The following is an 18,984-nucleotide window of genomic DNA, read 5'->3' as shown; positions in this document are numbered from 1 at the left end:
CGGCACCCTGAAACCCGCAGGTGAGGGGGTGCGTGCCGGCCCGGCCTTTAGGCTTCCTCTCATAGGAAAGTCGCTTCGGAAAGAGGTCCCGTTGAGCTTCTGGTCGATCTACCAGCACGGCTTCGCGCGCGTCGCCGCGTGCACGGGCCACACCGTCATCGCCGACCCGTCCGCCAACGCGGAGGCGGTCCTGCGCCATGCGCGGCGGTGCGCCGAGGAGGGCGTCGCCGTCGCCGTGTTCCCGGAGCTCGGCCTGTCCGGGTACGCCATCGACGACCTGCTGCTGCAGGACGCCCTGCTCGACGACGTCGTGACGGCGCTCGCCACGATCGTGGCCGAGTCGGCGGACCTGCTGCCGGTCCTGGTCGTCGGGGCCCCGCTGCGCCACCGCGACCGGATCTTCAACTGCGCGGTGATCGTGCACCGCGGCCGGATCCTCGGCGTCGTACCGAAGTCGTACCCGCCGAACTACCGGGAGTTCTACGAGCGCCGGCAGATCGCCGGGGGCGACGACGAGCGTGGCGGAACGATCCGGCTCGGCGGCGCCGACGTGCCCTTCGGCGTGGATCTGCTGTTCGCGGCGGCGGACGTGCCCGGTCTGGTCCTGCACGCGGAGATCTGCGAGGACATGTGGGTGCCGGTGCCGCCGAGCGCGGAGGCGGCGCTGGCCGGCGCGACCGTCCTGGTCAACCTCTCCGGCAGCCCCATCACGGTCGGCCGGGCCGAGGACCGCAAGCTGCTGTGCCGCTCGGCGTCCTCGCGCTGCCTGGCCGCGTACGTCTACGCGGCGGCCGGCCTCGGCGAGTCGACCACCGACCTGTCCTGGGACGGCCAGACCCTGATCTACGAGAACGGGGTCCTGCTGGCCGAGACCGAGAGGTTCCCGCTCGGCGAGCAGTACGCGGTGGCCGACGTCGACCTCGACCTGCTGCGGCAGGAGCGGCAGCGGATGGGGACGTTCGGCGAGAACCGCCGTACCCACGGCGCACGGACCGCCGACTTCCGGACGGTGTCCTTCGCCCTCGCCCCGCCGGCCACCACCGATCTCGGGCTGCGCCGGCGCCTGGAACGCTTCCCCTTCGTGCCCGCCGACGCCGAGCGCCTCGCCCTGGACTGCTACGAGGCGTACAACATCCAGGTCGCGGGGTTGCAGCAGCGTCTCGCGTCCATCGGCGGCCCCAAGGTCGTCATCGGCGTCTCCGGCGGCCTGGACTCCACGCACGCGCTGATCGTCGCCGCCCGCGCCATGGACCGCGCCGGCCGCCCGCGCGGCGACATCCTCGCCTTCACCCTGCCCGGCTTCGCCACCAGCGACCACACCAAGGACAACGCCCACCGGCTGATGCGGGCCCTCGGTGTCACCGCGGCCGAGCTGGACATCACGCCGACCGCCCGTCTGATGCTCAAGGAGATCGGCCACCCCTTCGCCTCCGGCGAGCCGGCGTACGACGTCACCTTCGAGAACGTCCAGGCGGGCCTGCGCACCGACTACCTGTTCCGGCTGGCCAACCAGCGCGGCGGCATCGTGCTCGGCACCGGTGACCTCTCCGAGCTGGCGCTCGGCTGGTCCACGTACGGCGTCGGCGACCAGATGAGCCACTACAACGTCAACTCCGGCGTGCCGAAGACGCTGATCCAGCACCTGATCCGCTGGGTCATCAGCAGCGAGCAGTTCGACGAGGAGACCGGCAAGATCCTGGCCGCGATCCTGGACACGGAGATCAGCCCCGAACTCGTCCCCGGTGAGGAGATGCAGTCCACCGAGTCGAAGATCGGCCCGTACGCGCTGCACGACTTCACCCTCTTCCACGTCCTGCGCTACGGCTTCCGCCCGTCGAAGATCGCCTTCCTCGCCTGGCACGCCTGGCACGACCGGGAGGCCGGCGCCTGGCCCCCCGGCTTCCCGGAGGCCGACCGGGGCTCCTACGACCTCACCCAGATCCGCCACTGGCTGGAGGTCTTCATCCGCCGCTTCTTCGCGTTCTCCCAGTTCAAGCGCTCCGCCATGCCGAACGGCCCGAAGGTCTCGGCAGGCGGTTCGCTGTCACCGCGCGGTGACTGGCGGGCTCCTTCGGACGGCACCGCCCAGGCGTGGCTGCGGGATCTGGAGCGGTTCGACCTGAAGGAAACCCCCTAGGCGCCCCTCAACCGCGCACCGCGGACAGCGAACGCAGCACCAACGCGAGGTCGGCCGGATCGGCAGCCAGCCGCACCGGCCGCCCCCCGTCGTCGAGTTCGGCGATGTGCCAGCTGTGCGGAACGAGCTCCCCCTCCTCTCCCCGGGCCCGCCGTACCGACTTCACGGTCAGCCGCTCGGCGGGGATCGTCCTCGCCCCGAAGCGGCCCGGCCCGGAGTGGGGCGTCACGGCGGGCCCGTCGGCTCCGAGGACGATGTGGGTGCCGAAGAGGTGCGGGTTGTACGCGGTGGGCTCCAGGAACCGCGCCCGCACGAACACGTCCTCCGCACCGGCGGGTTCACGTACGGCGGCCTCGCCGGGCACACGGACGCGGGTCGCCCGCCAGGCCCAGCCGGACAGCCCGAGGCTGACGACCGCGCCGACGGCCCACCAGGTGACCGCCGCCGTGGACCCGAACAGCGACGTGGGATACCGGTGGCACAGCGGCAGCAGCCATACGGCGGTGCCGGTGACGGGGACGAGGAACGGCAGCGACGACGGCGGCACCTCGTCCCGCGGCCGTCGGCGCCCGCGCAGCCGCACCAGCAGCCGCGCCCCCGGGTACCCGGCGCCCAGCGCGAGCCCGGCGGCGAGGACGGCCAGGCTGCCCCCGGTGACCACGTGCTCGTGCCAGACGTAGTGCCTCCCGGAGACCGTCATCACCCGCCCCCGCCAGTAGGTCAGCTCGACCCGGTCACCGGCCTCGAACGACTCGGCGGCCTCGAACGACACCTCCAGCCCGGCCGTCGGCCGTCCGCCGGTGAAGTACAGGTAGCTGCTCTTCTTCGGCTGGTGCGGTTCCGTCCGCTCGATCACGGCCGGGACGGTCCTCAGACAGTCGTCCCCGCCCGCCCCGGCCGCACAGGGCCGCGCCGCGTGCCACGCCCGCTCGTCCTCGGTGACCGCCGGCACGAACCAGGCGGCCACTCCCGCGCACACCAACAGCAGCGCACACACCGCCGCACCACCGAACCTGCTGTTCATGCCCGGGATTCTTCCCGCGCCGGCCCGGCCGGTCCTGTACGGAACCCGGCAACGTTCCGCGGGTCAGTTGTTCCAGGTCTCGTCATACGGGTCGTGCGGCACCGGCACCGGCTTCGCCGAGGTGACCTTCAGATAGGGGATGGGACCGTCGTTGACGGGGTCGCGGCTCAGGCGGGGACTGTAGGTGCCGGTGACCTCCAGCCAGGCGTCCGGCCGCAGCACCGGCGGCAGGGTGCCGGTCAGGGCGATCTTCACCGGCTGGGCGTCCGCCGCACAGCAGTTGAGGGCCATGCGGACCAGGTACGGCGCGCCCGAGCGGTCCAGGGCGAGGAAGCCGGTGACGCGGACCGGGCGGCCGTGCAGGGAGCGGCCGTGGCCGTAGGCCGCGCGGGAGGCGTAGTCGACCACGGAGAGCGGCACCGGGTCGCCACCGGGCAGCGGGCCGAGGGCGTACGGCTTCTGCAGGGCCGTACCGGAGCGCACGGCGCTGTAGGAGCCCAGGGCGGGCGGGGCGATGAGGATGAGGGCCAGGAGAGGGAGCAACAGGAGCCAGGAGATCCGGGGTTCGGGGTGACCGTGCTCCTCGGTGGCGGACTTGGCGCGCCGGCGCTCGTACCAGACCGTCGCCACCGCGGCCAGCACGAGGACCACGCCCGAGGCCAGCAGCAGCGGGCGCAGGCCTTCCTTGACGTAACGGAGGTAGAGGCCGGTACTGCCCGCGTGCAGCAGGGCGGCGCCGAGCAGGAACAGGACGGCGGCCTGGGCCTGGCGGTTCACAGCAGCACCGCCGAGGTCAGTGCGGCGCCCGCGACGGCCAGCGCGAAGGTGGCGGGGGCGAAGCGGAGGGCGAAGGTACGGCCGAAGGTGCCGGCCTGCATCGCGAACAGCTTGAGGTCGATCATCGGCCCCACCACCAGGAACACCAGCTTGGCCGTCGGAGAGAACTGGGTGAGGGAGGCCGCGACGAACGCGTCCGCCTCCGAGCAGATGGACAGCAGTACGGCCAGGACGGCGAGGGCGAGCACGGAGAAGACGGGGTTTCCGGCCGCCGTGCGCAGCCAGTCCGCCGGGACCGCCGCCTTCAGCGTGGCCGCCGCCATCGCGCCCAGCACCAGGAACCCGCCGGCGTGCATGGTGTCGTGCCGCACCGAGTTCCAGAACGCCTCCCCCTTCGTCGCGCCCTCGTGCGCGCCGTGGGCCGGCGGGCGCAGCCAGTCGGTGCGGCCCAGCCGCTGCCACAGCCAGCCCATCACGCACGCCACCAGCAGGCTCGCCAGGAACCGGCCGAGCACCATCTCCGGGTTCCGTGGGAAGGCGACGGCGGTGGCGGTCAGCACGATCGGGTTGATGGCGGGGGCGGAGAGGAGGAAGGCGAGGGCGGCGGCCGGGGTCACGCCCCTGCGCACCAGCGCCCCGGCGACCGGTACCGACGCGCACTCGCAGCCCGGCAGGACCGCTCCGGCGATCCCGGCGACGGGCACGGCGAGGGCGGGGCGGCGCGGGAGGGCGCGGGCGAAGAACGACGGCGGCACGAACACCGCGAGCGCCGCCGACAGCAGCACGCCGAGCACCAGGAAGGGCAGCGCCTGCACGGTCACCGCGACGAACACCGTCATCCAGCTCTGCATCGCCGGGGTGCCGAGGAGCCCGCGGATCGGGGACTGGGCGAGCACCGCCAGCAGCAGTGCCAGCGTCAGTACGAGGGGGGAGCTGAGGCGGTGGCCGTCCCGGCCGGGGGCGACGTCGGCGGGGGCGACGTCCGCGCCGGGCGGCGCGTCTTCGGTGATGGCCACGGGTGGATACCTCCGGCTGTGCTGGCTCCCTCCCCCTCAGTACGCGGGGCGGAACGCGGGCGTTCAGGGGGCGGCTGGAACCACCCGTGTCCTTGGGGCACTCTTTCCCCTTGTGGCGAGCGTTCCGTATCAAGGGGGGCCCGGTGCCCCGCCGGCGCACATGGTGGTGTGCGGTGACGACGGGCTCGCGCACCGGCTGGCCGCCGAGTTGCGCGGGGTCTACGGCGAGCAGGTCACCCTCGTGGTGCCGCCGAACGAGCGCACCGCCAGACCTCCGGTGGTCGGACGGTCCCGCTCCGCGTCGGCCGCGCTGTTCGACCGCGTGGTGAGCGCCGCCGTCGGCCGCGGCGGCGCCGGATCCGCACACACCGCGACGCCCACGGGCACCGGCGGCGCGGGCAGCGGCGGCAACGGGGGTGAGGGCGCACGGGTGTTGGAGGCCGTCGAGGTCACCGAGGCCGTGCTCGCCGAGGCCGGAGTCGAACGGGCCGCCGCACTCGCCCTCGTCTTCGACGACGACGAGACCAACATCCGGGCCGCGCTGACCGCCCGTCGGCTCAACCCCCGGCTGCGGCTCGTCCTGCGGCTCTACAACCGCCGGCTCGGTCAGCACATCGAGGAACTCCTCGACCAGGCTGCCGCGCTGGCCGCCGGCAACGGTGAGGGCGGCTCGGACGCGTCCACCACCGTGCTGTCCGACGCCGACACCGCCGCACCCGCACTGGCCGCCACCGCCGTCGCCGGCACCAGCAAGGTCGTGCAGACCGAGGGGCTGCTGCTGCGCGCCGTCGAACGGCCGTCGGCCGGATCCGGGCTGTGCACGCTCGCCCTGCTCTCCCCGGCGGGCACGGACGCCGCCGGCGGGGACGGGCCCGAGGGCGGCGGGGAGCAGGAGCCGCGGCTGCTGCCGGACGACGACGAGGTACGGCAGGCCGGCGGGCGGCCGGCCGTGGTGCTGGAACAGGTGTCGTCGGCGGGCGGCGGGGAGCCGTCCGCGCCCGGTCGCGGCGGCGTACCGCCGCTCGCCTCGCTGTTCTCCCGGCGGCTGCGGTGGTCGCTGGCGGGCGCGACGGCGTGCGTGGTCGCGCTCGCCGTCGCCCTGTGGGTGGTCACGCCGGGGATCCATCCGCTGCGTGCCTTCTACTACACCCTGCTCGACCTGTTCGCGATCGACAACCCCGCCATCGGGGCCCCGTTGGGCCGGCAGATCCTCCAACTCCTCTCCGGGCTCGTCGGGTTGCTGCTGCTTCCGGTGCTGCTGGCCGCCGTGCTGGAGGCGCTGGGCACCTTCCGCACCGCTTCCGCCCTGCGCAAACCGCCGCGTGGACTCGGCGGGCATGTGGTGCTGCTCGGGCTCGGCAAGATCGGCACCCGGGTGCTGACCCGGCTGCGGGAACTGAACATCCCCGTCGTGTGCGTCGAGTCCGACCCGGAGGCGCGGGGCCTTGCGACCGCGCGGCGGCTGCGGGTGCCGGTGGTGTTCGGGGACGTCACCCAGGAAGGGGTGCTGGAGTCCGCCAAGATCCACCGGGCGTACGCGCTGCTCGCCGTGACCAGCGCGGACACCACGAACCTGGAGGCCGTGCTGTACGCGCGGTCCGTACGGCCCGATCTGCGGGTGGTGCTGCGGCTGTACGACGACGACTTCGCCACCGCCGTGTACCGCACCCTGCGGGCCGCCTACCCGCATGCGCTGACCCGGAGCCGGAGCGTCACGCATCTGGCCGCGCCCGCGTTCGCCGGGGCGATGCTCGGGCGGCAGGTGCTCGGCGCTGTCGCGGTGGAGCGCAGGGTGCTGCTGTTCGCCGCGGTCGACGTCGCCGGGCATCCCCAGCTGGAGGGCCGGACGGTAGGGGACGCCTTCCGGGCCGGGTCCTGGCGGGTCCTGGCGCTGGAGGGCCGGGCGGACACGGCGCCCGGCCATGTGCTGGAGAAGGGGGACCGGGTGGTGGTGGCCGCGACCCGGAGAGGCCTGGCGGAGTTGCGGTGACCGCACGGCCTCCCACCCGCCCACCCGGCTGGTTCACTCAGGAAGCACCCAGCCACCGCTTCGCGAAGTCCATCTCCAGTCCCACCTGCCTGATCCGCTCGTCCACCACCAGGGAGCCGTGCCCGGCGTCGTAGCGGTACACCTCGTGGGTCGCGCCTCTCGCCTCCAGGCGCTTGACGTAGTTGTCGATCTGACGGATCGGGCAGCGCGGGTCGTTGACGCCCGCCGAGATGTAGACCGGGGCCTTGACCTCGTCGACGTAGGTCAGCGGGGACGACGCCTCGAAACGCTCGGGGACCTCCTCCGGGGTGCCGCCCAGCAGGGTGCGGTCCATGGCCTTCAGGGCCTCCATCTCGTCGTGGTACGCGGTGACGTAGTCCGCGACGGGCACGACCGCGATCCCCAGTGTCCACGCCTCGGGCTGGGTGCCGAGGCCGAGCAGGGTGAGATAGCCGCCCCAGGAGGCGCCGGTGAGGATCAGGCGGGCCGGATCGGCGAGACCCGAGGACACCGCCCAGTCCCGGACCGCGGCGACGTCCTCCAGCTCGATCAGGCCGACCCGGTGCTTGAGGGCGTCGGTCCAGGCGCGGCCGTAGCCGGTGGAGCCGCGGTAGTTGATGCGGATCACGGCGTAGCCCTGGTCGACCCAGGCGGCCGGGCCCGCGGCGAAGGAGTCGCTGTCGTGCCAGGTCGGGCCGCCGTGCAGGTCGAAGACCGTCGGCAGGGGGCCGCTCGCACCCGCCGGCTTCTGGATCAGTGCGTGGATGCGCCCGCCGGGGCCCTCCACCCACGCGTCCTCCACCGGCACCGACGGCGGGCAGGCCATGCCGGGGGGATCCAGCACCACACCACCGGAGGTGGACCGCACCGCCGGGGGTTCGGCCGCCGACGACCACAGGTACTCCACGCTGCCGTCCGGGCGGGCCGTCGCGCCGGAGACCGTGCCGGGCGGGGTGGGGATGCGGGTCAGCTCACGGCTCGCCAGGTCGTAGCGGAACAGTTCGCTGCGGGCCTCGAAGCCGTGGGCGATGAGCAGGGCCGAGCCGTCCGGGTACCACTCCGCGCCGACGTCGCCGGGGAGGTCCAGGGCGAGGTCGGTCTCCTCGCCCGTCGCCACGTCCCACACCATCGGCTCCCAGCGGCCCCGGCGCTGATGGCCGATGAGCAGGCGGGTGTCGCCGTCGACCGGTGCGAAGCCCAGCACCTCCAGGCCCAGTTCCTCGGTGCCGCCCCTGGTGTCGTCCAGCTCGGCCACCGGCGTGCCGTCCGGGCGGAGCACACGCAGCGCCGCGTGCATGGCGTCACCGTGCTCGGTGTGCTCGACGGCGATCATGGAGCCGTCGTGCGAGAGGTCGCCGACGCCCGCCGACTCGCGGTGCCGGTAGATCTCCACCGGGTCCGCCCCCTCGCGGGCGAGGTGGAGCGTCGTGCCGTCCTCGTCCGTGGAGCGGCCGACGACCGCGGTGCGGCCGTCGCGGGCCAGGGCGAGACCGGCCGGGTAGGAGGGTGCGAGGCCCGGGACGGCGGGCTCGTCGGCCCCTCCGCCGAAGGGCTGGCGGCGCCAGATGCCGAACTCGTCGCCGTCCTTGTCGTCGAACCACCAGATCCAGGCGCCGTCCGGGGAGAGCACACCGTCCGTCGTGCCGTTCGGCCGGAACGTCGCCTGACGCTGCTCGCCCGTCGCACGGTCCCAGGCGTACAGCTCGTACGTGCCCGTCGCGTTCGACACGAACAGGGAGCGGTCCGGCGCGTCCTCCGCCCAGTCGGGCAGTGACACCCGCGGCGCCCGGAAGCGCTTCTCCCAGTCCGGCATGCCGGCCGCGTCCCGCGCACCCGGCTCCTTGCTCTCACTCATGGCCCCAGTCATGCGCCCATAGTGCCTGGCCGCGCCGACAATTGGGTGGCGGGTGCGCCCAGCCTGTGGATAACTTTCCGATCATGAGCGTTCCCACCACCACCTCGCCCGTCCCCGAGGGCTCCGTCCCCGAAGGTTCCGTCCCCGAGGGCTGGCGCGAGACCAACCAGGCCATGTGGGACGAACGGGTTCCGGTCCACGTCGCCGGCGGGTTCTACGACCTCGACGGCTTCCGGGCCCACCCGGACGTCCTGCGGGACTTCGAGACGGAGGAGGTCGGGGACGTCACGGGGAAGACGCTGCTGCACCTGCAGTGCCACATCGGCACCGACACCCTCTCCTGGGCGCGGCGCGGCGCCGCCCGCGTCGTGGGCCTGGACTTCTCCGCCCCGGCCGTGGAGGCCGCCCGCTCCCTCGCCGCCGACCTCGGCCACGGCCCGGAGCGCGCCGCCTTCGTCACCAGCGACGTGTACGACGCGGCCCGGGCGGTGCCCGAGGCGTCGTACGACATCGTCTACACCGGGCTCGGCGCACTGTGCTGGCTGCCCGACATCCGCCGCTGGGCCGAGACGGCCGCCTCGCTCGTCGCGACCGGCGGCTTCCTGTACCTGGCCGAGTTCCACCCGATCACCGACGCCCTGGACGACGCGACCGGCACGCGGATCGTGCGCGACTACTTCGCCCGCGACGGGCAGGTGTGGGACGAGCCCGGCACCTACGCCGACCCGGACGCCGCGACCGTCCACAACCGCAGTGTGCAGTGGCAGCACACCCTCGGCGACGTCGTCTCCGCACTCGCCGCGACCGGGCTGCGCATCGAATTCCTGCACGAACACGACGTGTCGGTCTTCCCGCGCTTCGGGAACTTCGAAGTCCGGGACGGCTACCACCGCTTCCCGGCGGACCACCCGCGCGTCCCGCTGATCTACTCGCTCCGGGCCACCAAGGGCTGACCCGCGGACGGGGACGCGGCCCGGGCGCCGTACCGTGGGGGGCGTGTACCGGTTTCTGCTGACACCCCGCTGGTGGGGCATCAACGTCTTCGTGCTGCTCGCCATCCCGTTCTGCGTCTTCATGGGGTCCTGGCAGCTGAGCCGGTTCGAGGGGCGCGTCCAGGACCACCGGGCCGCGACCGAACAGGCCTCGACCGGCCGGCGGGAGGCCGCGCGCCCGCTGGAGGCGATGCTGCCCGTCGACAAGGCCACCTCGGGCCGCCGGGTCACCGCGAGCGGGCACTACGGCAAGCAGCTGCTGGTGCCCGGCCGGCAGCTGGACGGCAAGAACGGTTTCTACGTCCTCACCCTGCTGCGCACCGGCTCCGGCAAGTCCCTGCCGGTGGTGCGGGGCTGGCTGCCGGGCAGGGCGGACGCGGGGAAGGCGCCCGCGCCGCCGCGCGGTGAGGTCACCGTCACCGGCGCGCTGCAGGCGTCCGAGACGCCCGGGGACAACGGCGTCAGCGCACAGGGCGGGCTGCCGGCGGGACAGACGGCGGCGATCAGCTCGGCGTCGCTGGTGAACCTGGTGCCGGACCGGCTGTACGACGCCTGGGTCACCCTCGACCGGGCCGGTCCCGGGATGACGGCCGTGCCGGCGACGGCGCCGGACGGTACCGGGCTGGATCTCAAGGCGTTCCAGAACCTGGGCTACACCGGGGAGTGGTTCGTCTTCGCCGGCTTCGTGGTCTTCATGTGGTTCCGGCTGCTGCGGCGGGAGGCCGAGGCCGCGCGGGACGCCGCGCTGGGCCTGGCGGTGGAGGAGACCCCGGCGCCCGTGGTGAGCGGCTGACCGGCACCGGTGGGGGCCGGGTGCGGGTTCGCACGGACGCCGGCCCGCACGACGAGGGCGCTACGCACCCGCCAGTACCCCGGTGTAGATCACGGTCCCCGCGCACTGCCCGGTCACCGTCGCCGTGGCCGTGGGTGAGCCGCCCTGCGCGGTGTGGGTGATCTGCACGCTCCCGTCCGCCGTACCGTCCTCGGTCGTCAGCTGGGTCGTGGTACCCCCCGCGCCCCCGCTGTCGGCCGAGCCGCCGGAGGCGTTCGCGTCCTGGGTGGGGGTCGGGTCCGGCGACGGCTGGCCCGAGTCCGAGCCGCCGGTGGTGGTGGTGTTGTCGCCGCCGGTGGTGGGGCAGGTCTCCGAGGGCACGAAGGCGAACTTCTCCTCGTAGGCCGCGCCCGGCTGCAGGAGCAGCCCGGTGACCTCGAGCGAGGGGTCGGGCAGTTCGGTCGCCGCGTCCCCGGCCGTGTGCCGGGCGGTGCCGATCTTGGCCTGGTCGGCCGCGCCCACCGCGGTGGGGGTGATGGTGCCCGCACCGGCGACGGTACAGGGGGCGGAGGAGGTGTTGACGACGCGGAACGTGCCGTAGACCACGCCCGCGGAGTTGGGGACGTCGGCGGTGCCGGTGGCGGAGCCCAGCTGGGCCGCCGAGCACGGGGGCAGGCCGCCCGCGGTGAGGGTGGCGGACGGGTTGGCTCCGCCGGTCGAACCGGTGGTGCCGCCGCCGGGCTTGCCCTTCTCACCGGGCTTGCCGGACTCCCTGCCGGGCTGGGCGCTCGCGCTGCCGGTGCCCGTCTGGGAGCCCTTGTCGCCGCCGCCCTCGTCCTTGCTGTGCCCGCTGCCGCCCTGGGCCTGGGTGGACTGGCCGGCCATGGCGGTGTCGTAGTCGGTGTCGCTGGAGTGGGAGACGTGGACGAGCGCGGGGATCGCGGTGCCGATGAACAGGGCCGCGGCGGCCATGCCGACGGCGGCGTGCCGCTTGCGGGCCCGCCGCGCGGGGACGGCCCGGCGCAGATGGTCCAGCGTGCCGACGCGCGGCTCGATGTCGTCGACGGCGGAGTGCAGCATCCGGCGCAACGCCAGCTCGTCCGCACCGAGCCCGTCCGATTCCGCTTCGGGCCGGTCCGCTTCGGACCCGGCGGGACCCTGGCGGCGGCCCTCGGGGCCCTTCTCGTCGGGGCCGTGGTTCACAGTTCTGTTCCCAGCGTGCGATTGCGTGTGCTCTTGCTCGTCCCGCTTCGTCGGTTCGTGCCAGGCGAAGGGCTCGTGACGTTCGTGGGAGTGGCGTTCATCGGAATCGCCCCCTTCGGCTCGCTCGCTCATGCCGGTGCCTCCATGGCCACCCGCAGCGCGGCGATGCCCCGCGACCCGTACGCCTTCACCGAACCCAGGGAGATCCCGAGGGACTCGGCGACCTGGGCCTCGGTCATGTCCGCGAAGTAGCGCAGGACCAGGACCTCGCGCTGGCGGCGCTGCAGGCCCTTCATCGCCTTGATGAGGTCGCGGCGCTCCAGCTGGTCGTAGGCGCCCTCCTCCGCGCTCGCCATGTCCGGCATCGGCTTGGAGAGCAGCTTCAGGCCGAGGATGCGGCGGCGCAGGGTCGAGCGGGAGAGGTTGACGACCGTCTGGCGGAGGTACGCGAGGGTCTTCTCGGGGTCGCGGACGCGCTTGCGGGCCGAGTGCACGCGGATGAAGGCCTCCTGGACGACGTCCTCGCAGGAGGCGGTGTCGTCGAGGAGCAGCGCGGCGAGGCCGAGCAGCGAGCGGTAGTGCGCCCGGTAGGTCTCGGTGAGGTGGTCGACGGTGGTACCGGCGGCCTCGGTCGCGGTGGTGGCCGCGGTCTCCTCGGCGCCGTCACGCTGACTGGGTATGCGGGCGGGCCGCGCTGCGGGCATGGGCGCGATCACCGGCATGCCGCCGGGCGTGCGGGGCCGGAGCGCCGCACGGGGCGGCCGGAGAGCCGCCGTGCCGCGGGCCGCACTGAGTTCGAGTACCTCTGCCACGCCAGTTGGACACGTCCGCCCCCGCCAGGGTTGTACGTGCCGGGCGTCACATGTGCGACAACCGGCCGTGCCTCAAGTGCCGTCATGCGTCCCGCTCTTCCCTTATATCCGATATAGACGGGTCCCCACACCCGACCCGGTCACGGCGTCCCCACACCCGAAGAGTGACCGCAAAGACGCTCCCCGTCCGCCGCGAGGTTGCGGGGACGGGGAGGGAAATCCTCTGTTGCCCTGAGCAATGGTTTCAAGTGGTTCGGACCATGCTTCTGACCACACTTCTTACACAGATCCTACAAACCGGCCCTTGACGGTCCTAGGGCCGGTCGTCCCACTCCGCGGCGACCAGCTCCGCGATCTGCGCGGTGTTCAGCGCGGCTCCCTTGCGGAGGTTGTCGCCGCACACGAAGAGCTCGAGCGCGGTCGGATCGTCCAGGGCCCGCCGCAGCCGGCCCACCCAGGTCGGGTCGGTGCCCACGACGTCGGCGGGGGTGGGGAACTCGCCGGCGGCCGGGTCGTCGCACAGCACCACACCGGGCGCCGTCGCGAGGATCTCCCGGGCCCGGTCGACCGTCACCTCACCCTGGAAGCGGGCGTGCACGGTCAGCGAGTGGGTGGTGATCACCGGGACGCGCACACAGGTCACGGCGACCGGCAGCTGCGGCAGCCCGAGGATCTTGCGGGCCTCGTCGCGGACCTTCATCTCCTCCGACGACCAGCCGTCCTCCCGCAGCGACCCGGCCCAGGGGACGACGTTCAGCGCGACCGGGTCCGGGAACGGCCCGGTGTCCTCGCCGACGGCCCGCCGTACGTCGCCGGGCTTGGTCCCCAGCTCGGTCCCGGCCACCAGGGACAGCTGCGCCCTGAGGGTCTCCACACCGGCCCGTCCGGCCCCGCTCACCGCCTGGTACGACGACACCACCAGCTCGCGCAGCCCGAACTCGGCGTGCAGCGCGCCCAGGGCGACGATCATCGTCAGGGTCGTGCAGTTGGGGTTGGCGACGATCCCGCGCGGCCGGGTCCGTACGGCGTGCGGATTGACCTCGGGTACGACGAGCGGCACCTCGGGGTCCAGCCGGAAGGCGGCGGAGTTGTCGACGACGACCGCACCGCGCGCGGCGGCGATCGGCGCCCACTCGGCGGCGACCTCGTCGGGGACGTCGAACATCGCGACGTCGACCCCGTCGAAGGCCTCTTCGCTCAGGGCCGCCACCTCGACCTCCTCGCCGCGCACGGCCAGCTTGCGGCCGGCCGAGCGCGGGGAGGCGATCAGGCGGATCTCGCCCCAGATGTCCGCACGCTGCGACAGGATCTGGAGCATGACCGCGCCGACGGCCCCGGTCGCTCCCACGACCGCGAGCGTCGGCTTGCCGGTCATCGGCCGGTACCCGCGCTCACCGGCCGGTGCCGCCGTAGACGACGGCCTCGTCGGTGTCGGAGTCGAGCCCGAAAGCGGTGTGCACGGCACGGACGGCCTCCGGCACGTCGTCCTTGCGGGTGACGACCGAGATACGGATCTCGGAGGTCGAGATCAGCTCGATGTTCACGCCCGCGTCGCTCAGCGCCTCGAAGAAGGAGGCGGTGACGCCCGGGTTGGTCTTCATACCGGCGCCGACCAGCGAGATCTTGCCGATCTGGTCGTCGTAGCGCAGCGACTCGAAGCCGATGCCGGAGCGGCTCTTCTCCAGCGCGTCGATGGCCTTGCGACCCTCGGTCTTCGGCAGCGTGAAGGAGATGTCCGTCAGGCCGGTGGAGGCGGCGGACACGTTCTGCACGACCATGTCGATGTTGATCTCGGCGTCGGCGATGGCCCGGAAGATCGCGGCGGCCTCACCCGGCTTGTCCGGCACGCCGACGACCGTGATCTTGGCCTCGGAGGTGTCGTGCGCGACACCGGAGATGATGGCCTGCTCCACCTGCTTGTCCCCAATCGGCTCACTGCTGACCCAGGTGCCCTGCAGTCCGCTGAAGGACGACCGCACGTGGATCGGGATGTTGTAGCGGCGGGCGTACTCCACACAGCGGTGGAGCAGCACCTTGGAGCCGGAGGCCGCGAGCTCCAGCATGTCCTCGAAGGAGATCCAGTCGATCTTCTTCGCCTTCTTCACGACGCGCGGGTCGGCGGTGAACACGCCGTCGACGTCGGTGTAGATCTCGCAGACCTCGGCGTCGAGCGCGGCGGCGAGCGCCACGGCCGTGGTGTCGGACCCACCGCGCCCCAGGGTGGTGATGTCCTTCTTGTCCTGGCTGACGCCCTGGAAACCGGCGACGATCGCGATGTTGCCCTTGTCCAGGGACTCGCGGATCCGGCCCGGCGTGACGTCGATGATCCGTGCTTTGTTGTGGACCGAGTCGGTGATGACGCCGGCCTGGCTGCCGGTGAAGGACTGGGCCTCGTGACCCAGGTTTTTGATCGCCATCGCCAGCAGGGCCATGGAGATCCGCTCTCCGGCGGTCAGCAGCATGTCGAATTCCCGCCCGGCAGGCATCGGAGAAACCCGCTCGGCGAGATCGATCAGCTCGTCCGTCGTGTCGCCCATCGCGGAAACGACGACGACAACCTGGTTGCCGTTCTTCTTCGCTTCCACGATCCGCTTGGCGACGCGCTTGATGCCTTCGGCATCGGCTACGGAGGAGCCTCCGTACTTCTGCACGACAAGGCCCACGTGCGCTCCTCGCTCGGTTCGTTTGTGTCGGCTCAGTCTAACGAGCGCCCGAATTCCACCACCGTGCTCCCGCATGGTGAGACGTCGGCCGGTCGCTCCGGAAGGGCTCTTGCCCACCGCACCGGGGACCACGCGGAAAGTGCCCCGGGTCACAGCGAGCACCGCTAGCGTGCACGGCCATGAGGGGGGCATGACATGACGGAAGCGCTGCTCGCCGGGATCGTCCTGCTCGGCGGATGCGTGCAGTGGCTGACCGGCATGGGCTTCGCGCTGGTCGCCGTACCGGCGCTGGTACTGCTGCTCGGCCCCGCCGACGGGGTGGTGCTCGCCAACTGCGCCGCCGGGGCCATCAGCGTCGTGGGCCTCGCGGGCGGCTGGCGCCGCGTCCGGCCGGCGGCGATGGTGCCGCTGTGCCTGGCAGCGGCCTGCACGGTCCCGGCGGGCGCCTGGATGACCCGCCAGCTCCCGCGCCCGGTCCTGCTGCTGGTGATGGGCGGCCTGGTGACGGCGGCCGTCCTGCTGGTGATGCGCGGCACCCGGGTGGCGGCCCTGCGGGGCGGCAAGGGAGCGGTGACGGCCGGCGCCCTGGGCGGCTTCATGAACGCGGCGGCCGGCGTGGGCGGCCCGCCGGTGTCCCTCTACGCCCTCAACGCCAGCTGGACGGTACGGGAGTTCGTGCCCAACGCCCAGTTCTACGGCGTCGCCGTCAACGCGTTCTCGGTCGCCGCGAACGGCACGCCCAGCCTGACCGGCCTGCAGTGGGCGGCCGTCTGCGTCGCGCTGACGACCGGCGCGGTGATCGGCCACGCCGTCGCCGGCCGCCTCCCCGAACGCCGGGCCCGCCACCTGGTCCTCCTGCTGTCCCTGGCGGGCGGCGCGACGGCGATGACGAAGGGGCTGTGGGGAATGCGGGCGAGCTGACCCCGCTCCGGCCACGTCCGCACCGCCCGACGACGAACGCCCTTCTGGTGACCTACCCGGGCGCCCGGCACGGCTTCGCCCGCGCGGACCGCCCGGCCGACAACCTCTGGGTCGGCCGGAAGTTCGCCGGCGAGCGGGCGGGTAGCGGCTCTCGACGAGTGCGCGTGCGTAATCAGCGTGGTTTCGCCGCGCCGGGAATCGGGCTGGAGGGCTCGTTCGTGAATTCGCGGTTCACCTCTGTATGAGAAGCGGGCGCCGACACGGGTTGCGGTCAGATCATGTGGCACCCGTCACAGGCTCAACTGACGGGAAATTTGCGGTAGTCGAGGAACCCGCTCATGGCTTCCCCCGTCTTGGAGGTCGCCTGCAGCTGTGGTTGCGAACGTCGCCCCCGGGGCGGTCGCGGACACCGCCGGCATCTCCATGCAAGCTGCGTTCTGACTGTTCAGGAGTGTTCTCATGCAGGCAGAGAAGCCTGCCCCTCACCCCCACAAGGTGCGACGCCGGCGCGCCGACATGCCGCTGCTCGGTGGTGTCCGCCCGCCCATAGCCCTGTTACCGAGCCTCTTGGCGGCCGTTTGCGCCCTGACCATATTTACTGTCGGGAATTCTCAGGACCATGACGTGTCCCGCGCCGTCTCCGAGTCCCAGAGGGATATCGCGACCGATTCCGCGCTTTCCCTGGGAGCGTCCCTGGAACAGAGCGCACAGGATCTGCACGATGCCGTCGGGCTGCTCGGCGGTGGCAGCCGGAAAAGCCCTGACGCGATCCTGACGTCCCTGACGAACGTCTACTCCAAGTGGCGCGGGCTCGCCGTCGTGGACACCGGCTCGGGCCGGCTGCTCGCCGCGCGCGGAGAGGCCGTGCCGCTCGACGGACTCACCGCGGCCGGCCGTGGCAGCGGTGGACTGCGGCCCCGGCTCGTCGCCGGTCGTTCCGGCGCTCCCCGGTTGCTGTCCTTCGCCTCTCTCGACGGAGCCGCGGGCAAGAGCCGGCTGGTCGTCTCGTCCGCGACACTGCGCCTGCCGAGCGAGCAGGACGCCCGCTCCACCTTCGTCACCGACAGCGGCGGCCACATCATCGCCGCCGTCGGCAAGAACGCCACCCATGCCGCCCTGCGTACGGCAGTCGAGGACGGAAAGGTCGACCTGCGCCGCGCGGGCCGGGGCTATCTCGTCATCGGACGCGCGGCCGTGCCCGACGGCGACCGCGTCCACGGGCTCGGGCTCTCCGTGGCCACGGCGGTTCCGGTACCGGCCGGGACCGCCGCGCACGGCAACAGCCTCATCGGCCCCGTGGCGGCGGGTGTGCTGCTCGCGACAGGCCTCCTCGTCACCTGGCTGCTGGTCCGTCATGTGCAGCGCCCGCTGCTCCGGCTGCACCAGGAAGCACGCCGCCTCGCGGGCGGGGACGTCGAGCGTCCGGTGTCGGTGCGCGGGTGGGGGGAAGCCGCACGGATCGGACGGTCGCTGGAGTCGCTGCGCCGCCGGCTCTCCGGGGAGAGCGATGCCTCCGGCCCGGCCCCCGCGCCGTCCGGCCGCGCCGGTCTGCGCATCGTCGTCCTGTGCTGCGCCGCCCTCGTCACGGCCTGGGCCGTGGCGCTGCCCCTGCTCAGCTTCGCCGAAGGGCGGACGCAGGCGCCGGCGCAGGCCGCGCAGGACCAACGGCACCGCGCCCAGGCCGCCGCCGACCGCGTCCGGCGCACCCTCGACGAGAACGTCGCCGACCTCTCCGCGATCGCCCAGCTCGCCGGCGACAGCCGCGGCGGCATCTCCGCCGTACTCCCCGAGCAGCTGCGCCGCCACGGAGCCTGGCGCTCCCTCTACCTCGTGGATGCGGGCGGCCACGTCGTCACACGCTCCGGCGAGGCGCCGTACGGCATCGACCGCGCCGCCGCCGCCAGGTCCGTGAAGCCGGGTGCACCCGCCGTGCTCCAGCTCAACACCTCCGGCACGACGCCGGTCTCGGCGGCCGTGGTGGCCGTGGGCGACGGCAGGCGCAAGCTCTTCGCCGAACTGCGGCCGGACACCTTCAACGGCGTCCTGAACCGCCCGGGCCTCGGCCGGTCGTGGCTGGTCGACGCGCGGGGCAGGATCATCGCTGCCAACGAGGGCTTCATCGCCTTCAGCACACCGCCGGGTCATGGCCGCACCACCCTCGCCGCCGACGCCGACGTGAGCGGGACACCGGCCGTCGCGGGCCTGCACTGGCGGATCGTCACCCACAAGCCGCTGTCCTGGACGCGCCTCGCCGCGTACGAGACGGAGCGGCACGCCGAGCTGGCCGGGCTGCTCGCCTTCACGGCGATGCTGCTCTGTCTGGGCTGGCTGGAGCTGGCCGTCCTGCGTCCGCTGCGCGCCCTCGACCGCTCGGCGGCGGCACTCGCCTCGGGTGACCGGACCAGTGTGATCTACCCCGTCCACCACGACGAGGTGGGCTCCGTGGCCCGCAGCCTCGAACTCGTCCGGCAGCAGCTGGTCGCGGCGGGACGGCGGCGGCGCGACCACACCTCCACCCCCGAGCGGCGGCCCCAGCCCCAGTCCCAGAGCACCTGAGCCACTCCCGTCCCAGAGCGCCTGAGCCGCCGCTCCCCTCAAGAGCCCGCCCCGAGAAGCAAGGTCATGCTCTTCCTCTACAGCGTCCTTCTCATCAGTTCCCTGGGCCTCCTGGTCGCCGGCATGGTCGAACAGCGCAGGCACTACGACAACCTCGCCGCGATACCCCAGCGGGTGCTGGTCAACGGCATCCGCGGCAAGTCCTCCATCACCCGGCTGTGCGCGGGGGCCCTGCGCGGCGGTGACCTGGTCACCGTCGCCAAGAC

14 protein-coding genes and 1 pseudogene are annotated in these 18,984 nt (G+C 72.9%); 7 read left to right on the top strand and 8 right to left on the bottom strand.

Annotated features, from left to right (window positions below; all coding sequences use genetic code 11):
• The first annotated feature begins 91 nt into the window (after positions 1 to 91).
• Positions 92 to 2,137 (top strand): NAD(+) synthase, encoded by a 2,046-nt coding sequence (locus tag ACWC94_RS18630; protein ID WP_450797696.1) that lies wholly within the window; start codon positions 92 to 94, stop codon positions 2,135 to 2,137.
• Positions 2,138 to 2,144: 7 nt separating this feature from the next.
• Here the strand turns inward: ACWC94_RS18630 and ACWC94_RS18625 are convergent, their stop codons facing one another.
• The 3 genes from ACWC94_RS18625 to ACWC94_RS18615 form a co-directional block, all read right to left on the bottom strand.
• On the bottom strand, positions 2,145 to 3,161 hold the full coding sequence (locus tag ACWC94_RS18625; RefSeq protein WP_450797695.1) for a PH domain-containing protein: 1,017 nt from the start codon (positions 3,159 to 3,161) through the stop codon (positions 2,145 to 2,147).
• Positions 3,162 to 3,224: 63 nt separating this feature from the next.
• Positions 3,225 to 3,938, bottom strand: coding sequence for a TIGR03943 family putative permease subunit (locus ACWC94_RS18620; RefSeq protein WP_450797694.1), 714 nt, complete (start codon positions 3,936 to 3,938; stop codon positions 3,225 to 3,227).
• Positions 3,935 to 4,954: a permease gene (locus ACWC94_RS18615; protein WP_450797693.1), complete on the bottom strand. Its 1,020-nt coding sequence runs from the start codon at positions 4,952 to 4,954 to the stop codon at positions 3,935 to 3,937. The genes ACWC94_RS18620 and ACWC94_RS18615 overlap by 4 nt, the downstream gene beginning before the upstream one ends.
• A gap of 160 nt (positions 4,955 to 5,114) precedes the next feature.
• On the opposite strand from ACWC94_RS18615, the gene ACWC94_RS18610 reads away from it, so the two are divergent.
• A complete protein-coding gene (locus ACWC94_RS18610) occupies positions 5,115 to 6,944 on the top strand; it encodes an NAD-binding protein (RefSeq protein WP_450797888.1) in 1,830 nt (609 codons plus the stop codon).
• Positions 6,945 to 6,981: 37 nt separating this feature from the next.
• Here the strand turns inward: ACWC94_RS18610 and ACWC94_RS18605 are convergent, their stop codons facing one another.
• Complete coding sequence (locus tag ACWC94_RS18605; RefSeq protein ID WP_450797692.1) at positions 6,982 to 8,799, bottom strand: prolyl oligopeptidase family serine peptidase; 1,818 nt, start codon at positions 8,797 to 8,799, stop codon at positions 6,982 to 6,984.
• A 173-nt stretch (positions 8,800 to 8,972) separates the two neighbouring features.
• On the opposite strand from ACWC94_RS18605, the gene ACWC94_RS18600 reads away from it, so the two are divergent.
• Together ACWC94_RS18600 and ACWC94_RS18595 are read left to right on the top strand one after the other, a co-directional pair.
• Entirely contained in the window at positions 8,973 to 9,752 is a 780-nt protein-coding gene (locus ACWC94_RS18600) for a class I SAM-dependent methyltransferase (RefSeq protein ID WP_450797886.1), read from the top strand.
• Positions 9,753 to 9,795: 43 nt separating this feature from the next.
• Positions 9,796 to 10,584, top strand: a complete 789-nt coding sequence (locus tag ACWC94_RS18595) for an SURF1 family protein (RefSeq protein ID WP_450797691.1) — start codon at positions 9,796 to 9,798, stop codon at positions 10,582 to 10,584.
• Between the two features lie 60 nt (positions 10,585 to 10,644).
• On the opposite strand, the gene ACWC94_RS18590 is transcribed toward ACWC94_RS18595, so the two are convergent.
• From ACWC94_RS18590 to ACWC94_RS18575, 4 genes are all read right to left on the bottom strand, one after another.
• Positions 10,645 to 11,766 carry a hypothetical protein gene (locus tag ACWC94_RS18590; protein ID WP_450797690.1) on the bottom strand — a complete coding sequence of 374 codons (1,122 nt, stop codon included), beginning with the start codon at positions 11,764 to 11,766 and terminating at the stop codon, positions 10,645 to 10,647.
• A 128-nt stretch (positions 11,767 to 11,894) separates the two neighbouring features.
• Complete coding sequence (locus ACWC94_RS18585) at positions 11,895 to 12,578, bottom strand: SigE family RNA polymerase sigma factor (RefSeq protein WP_450797689.1); 684 nt, start codon at positions 12,576 to 12,578, stop codon at positions 11,895 to 11,897.
• A gap of 313 nt (positions 12,579 to 12,891) precedes the next feature.
• The gene (locus tag ACWC94_RS18580) at positions 12,892 to 13,953 is read right to left on the bottom strand and encodes an aspartate-semialdehyde dehydrogenase (protein ID WP_450797688.1); all 1,062 of its coding nucleotides are present in this window, start codon (positions 13,951 to 13,953) and stop codon (positions 12,892 to 12,894) included.
• 16 nt (positions 13,954 to 13,969) lie between these two features.
• Complete coding sequence (locus tag ACWC94_RS18575) at positions 13,970 to 15,241, bottom strand: aspartate kinase (protein WP_450797687.1); 1,272 nt, start codon at positions 15,239 to 15,241, stop codon at positions 13,970 to 13,972.
• A 195-nt stretch (positions 15,242 to 15,436) separates the two neighbouring features.
• On the opposite strand from ACWC94_RS18575, the gene ACWC94_RS18570 reads away from it, so the two are divergent.
• From ACWC94_RS18570 to ACWC94_RS18560, 3 genes and pseudogenes are all read left to right on the top strand, one after another.
• Positions 15,437 to 16,162: a sulfite exporter TauE/SafE family protein gene (locus ACWC94_RS18570; RefSeq protein ID WP_450797686.1), complete on the top strand. Its 726-nt coding sequence runs from the start codon at positions 15,437 to 15,439 to the stop codon at positions 16,160 to 16,162.
• 624 nt (positions 16,163 to 16,786) lie between these two features.
• Entirely contained in the window at positions 16,787 to 18,718 is a 1,932-nt protein-coding gene (locus ACWC94_RS18565) for a HAMP domain-containing protein (RefSeq protein WP_450797685.1), read from the top strand.
• Positions 18,719 to 18,784: 66 nt separating this feature from the next.
• A pseudogene (locus ACWC94_RS18560) lies at positions 18,785 to 18,984 on the top strand (poly-gamma-glutamate synthase PgsB); the annotation flags it as partial.

Source organism: Streptomyces sp. NPDC001135, assembly GCF_053598395.1.
This window is presented reverse-complemented; position numbering and strand designations above follow the sequence as displayed.

What these genes read in the sequence shown, in the direction of transcription:
- ACWC94_RS18580 (WP_450797688.1), bottom strand. Translation starts at nt 13,953, where the DNA reads ATGACCGGCAAGCCGACGCTCGCGGTCGTGGGAGCGACCGGGGCCGTC.
- ACWC94_RS18600 (WP_450797886.1), top strand. Translation starts at nt 8,973, where the DNA reads ATGTGGGACGAACGGGTTCCGGTCCACGTCGCCGGCGGGTTCTACGAC.
- ACWC94_RS18625 (WP_450797695.1), bottom strand. Translation starts at nt 3,161, where the DNA reads ATGAACAGCAGGTTCGGTGGTGCGGCGGTGTGTGCGCTGCTGTTGGTG.
- ACWC94_RS18570 (WP_450797686.1), top strand. Translation starts at nt 15,437, where the DNA reads ATGACGGAAGCGCTGCTCGCCGGGATCGTCCTGCTCGGCGGATGCGTG.
- ACWC94_RS18610 (WP_450797888.1), top strand. Translation starts at nt 5,115, where the DNA reads ATGGTGGTGTGCGGTGACGACGGGCTCGCGCACCGGCTGGCCGCCGAG.
- ACWC94_RS18605 (WP_450797692.1), bottom strand. Translation starts at nt 8,799, where the DNA reads ATGAGTGAGAGCAAGGAGCCGGGTGCGCGGGACGCGGCCGGCATGCCG.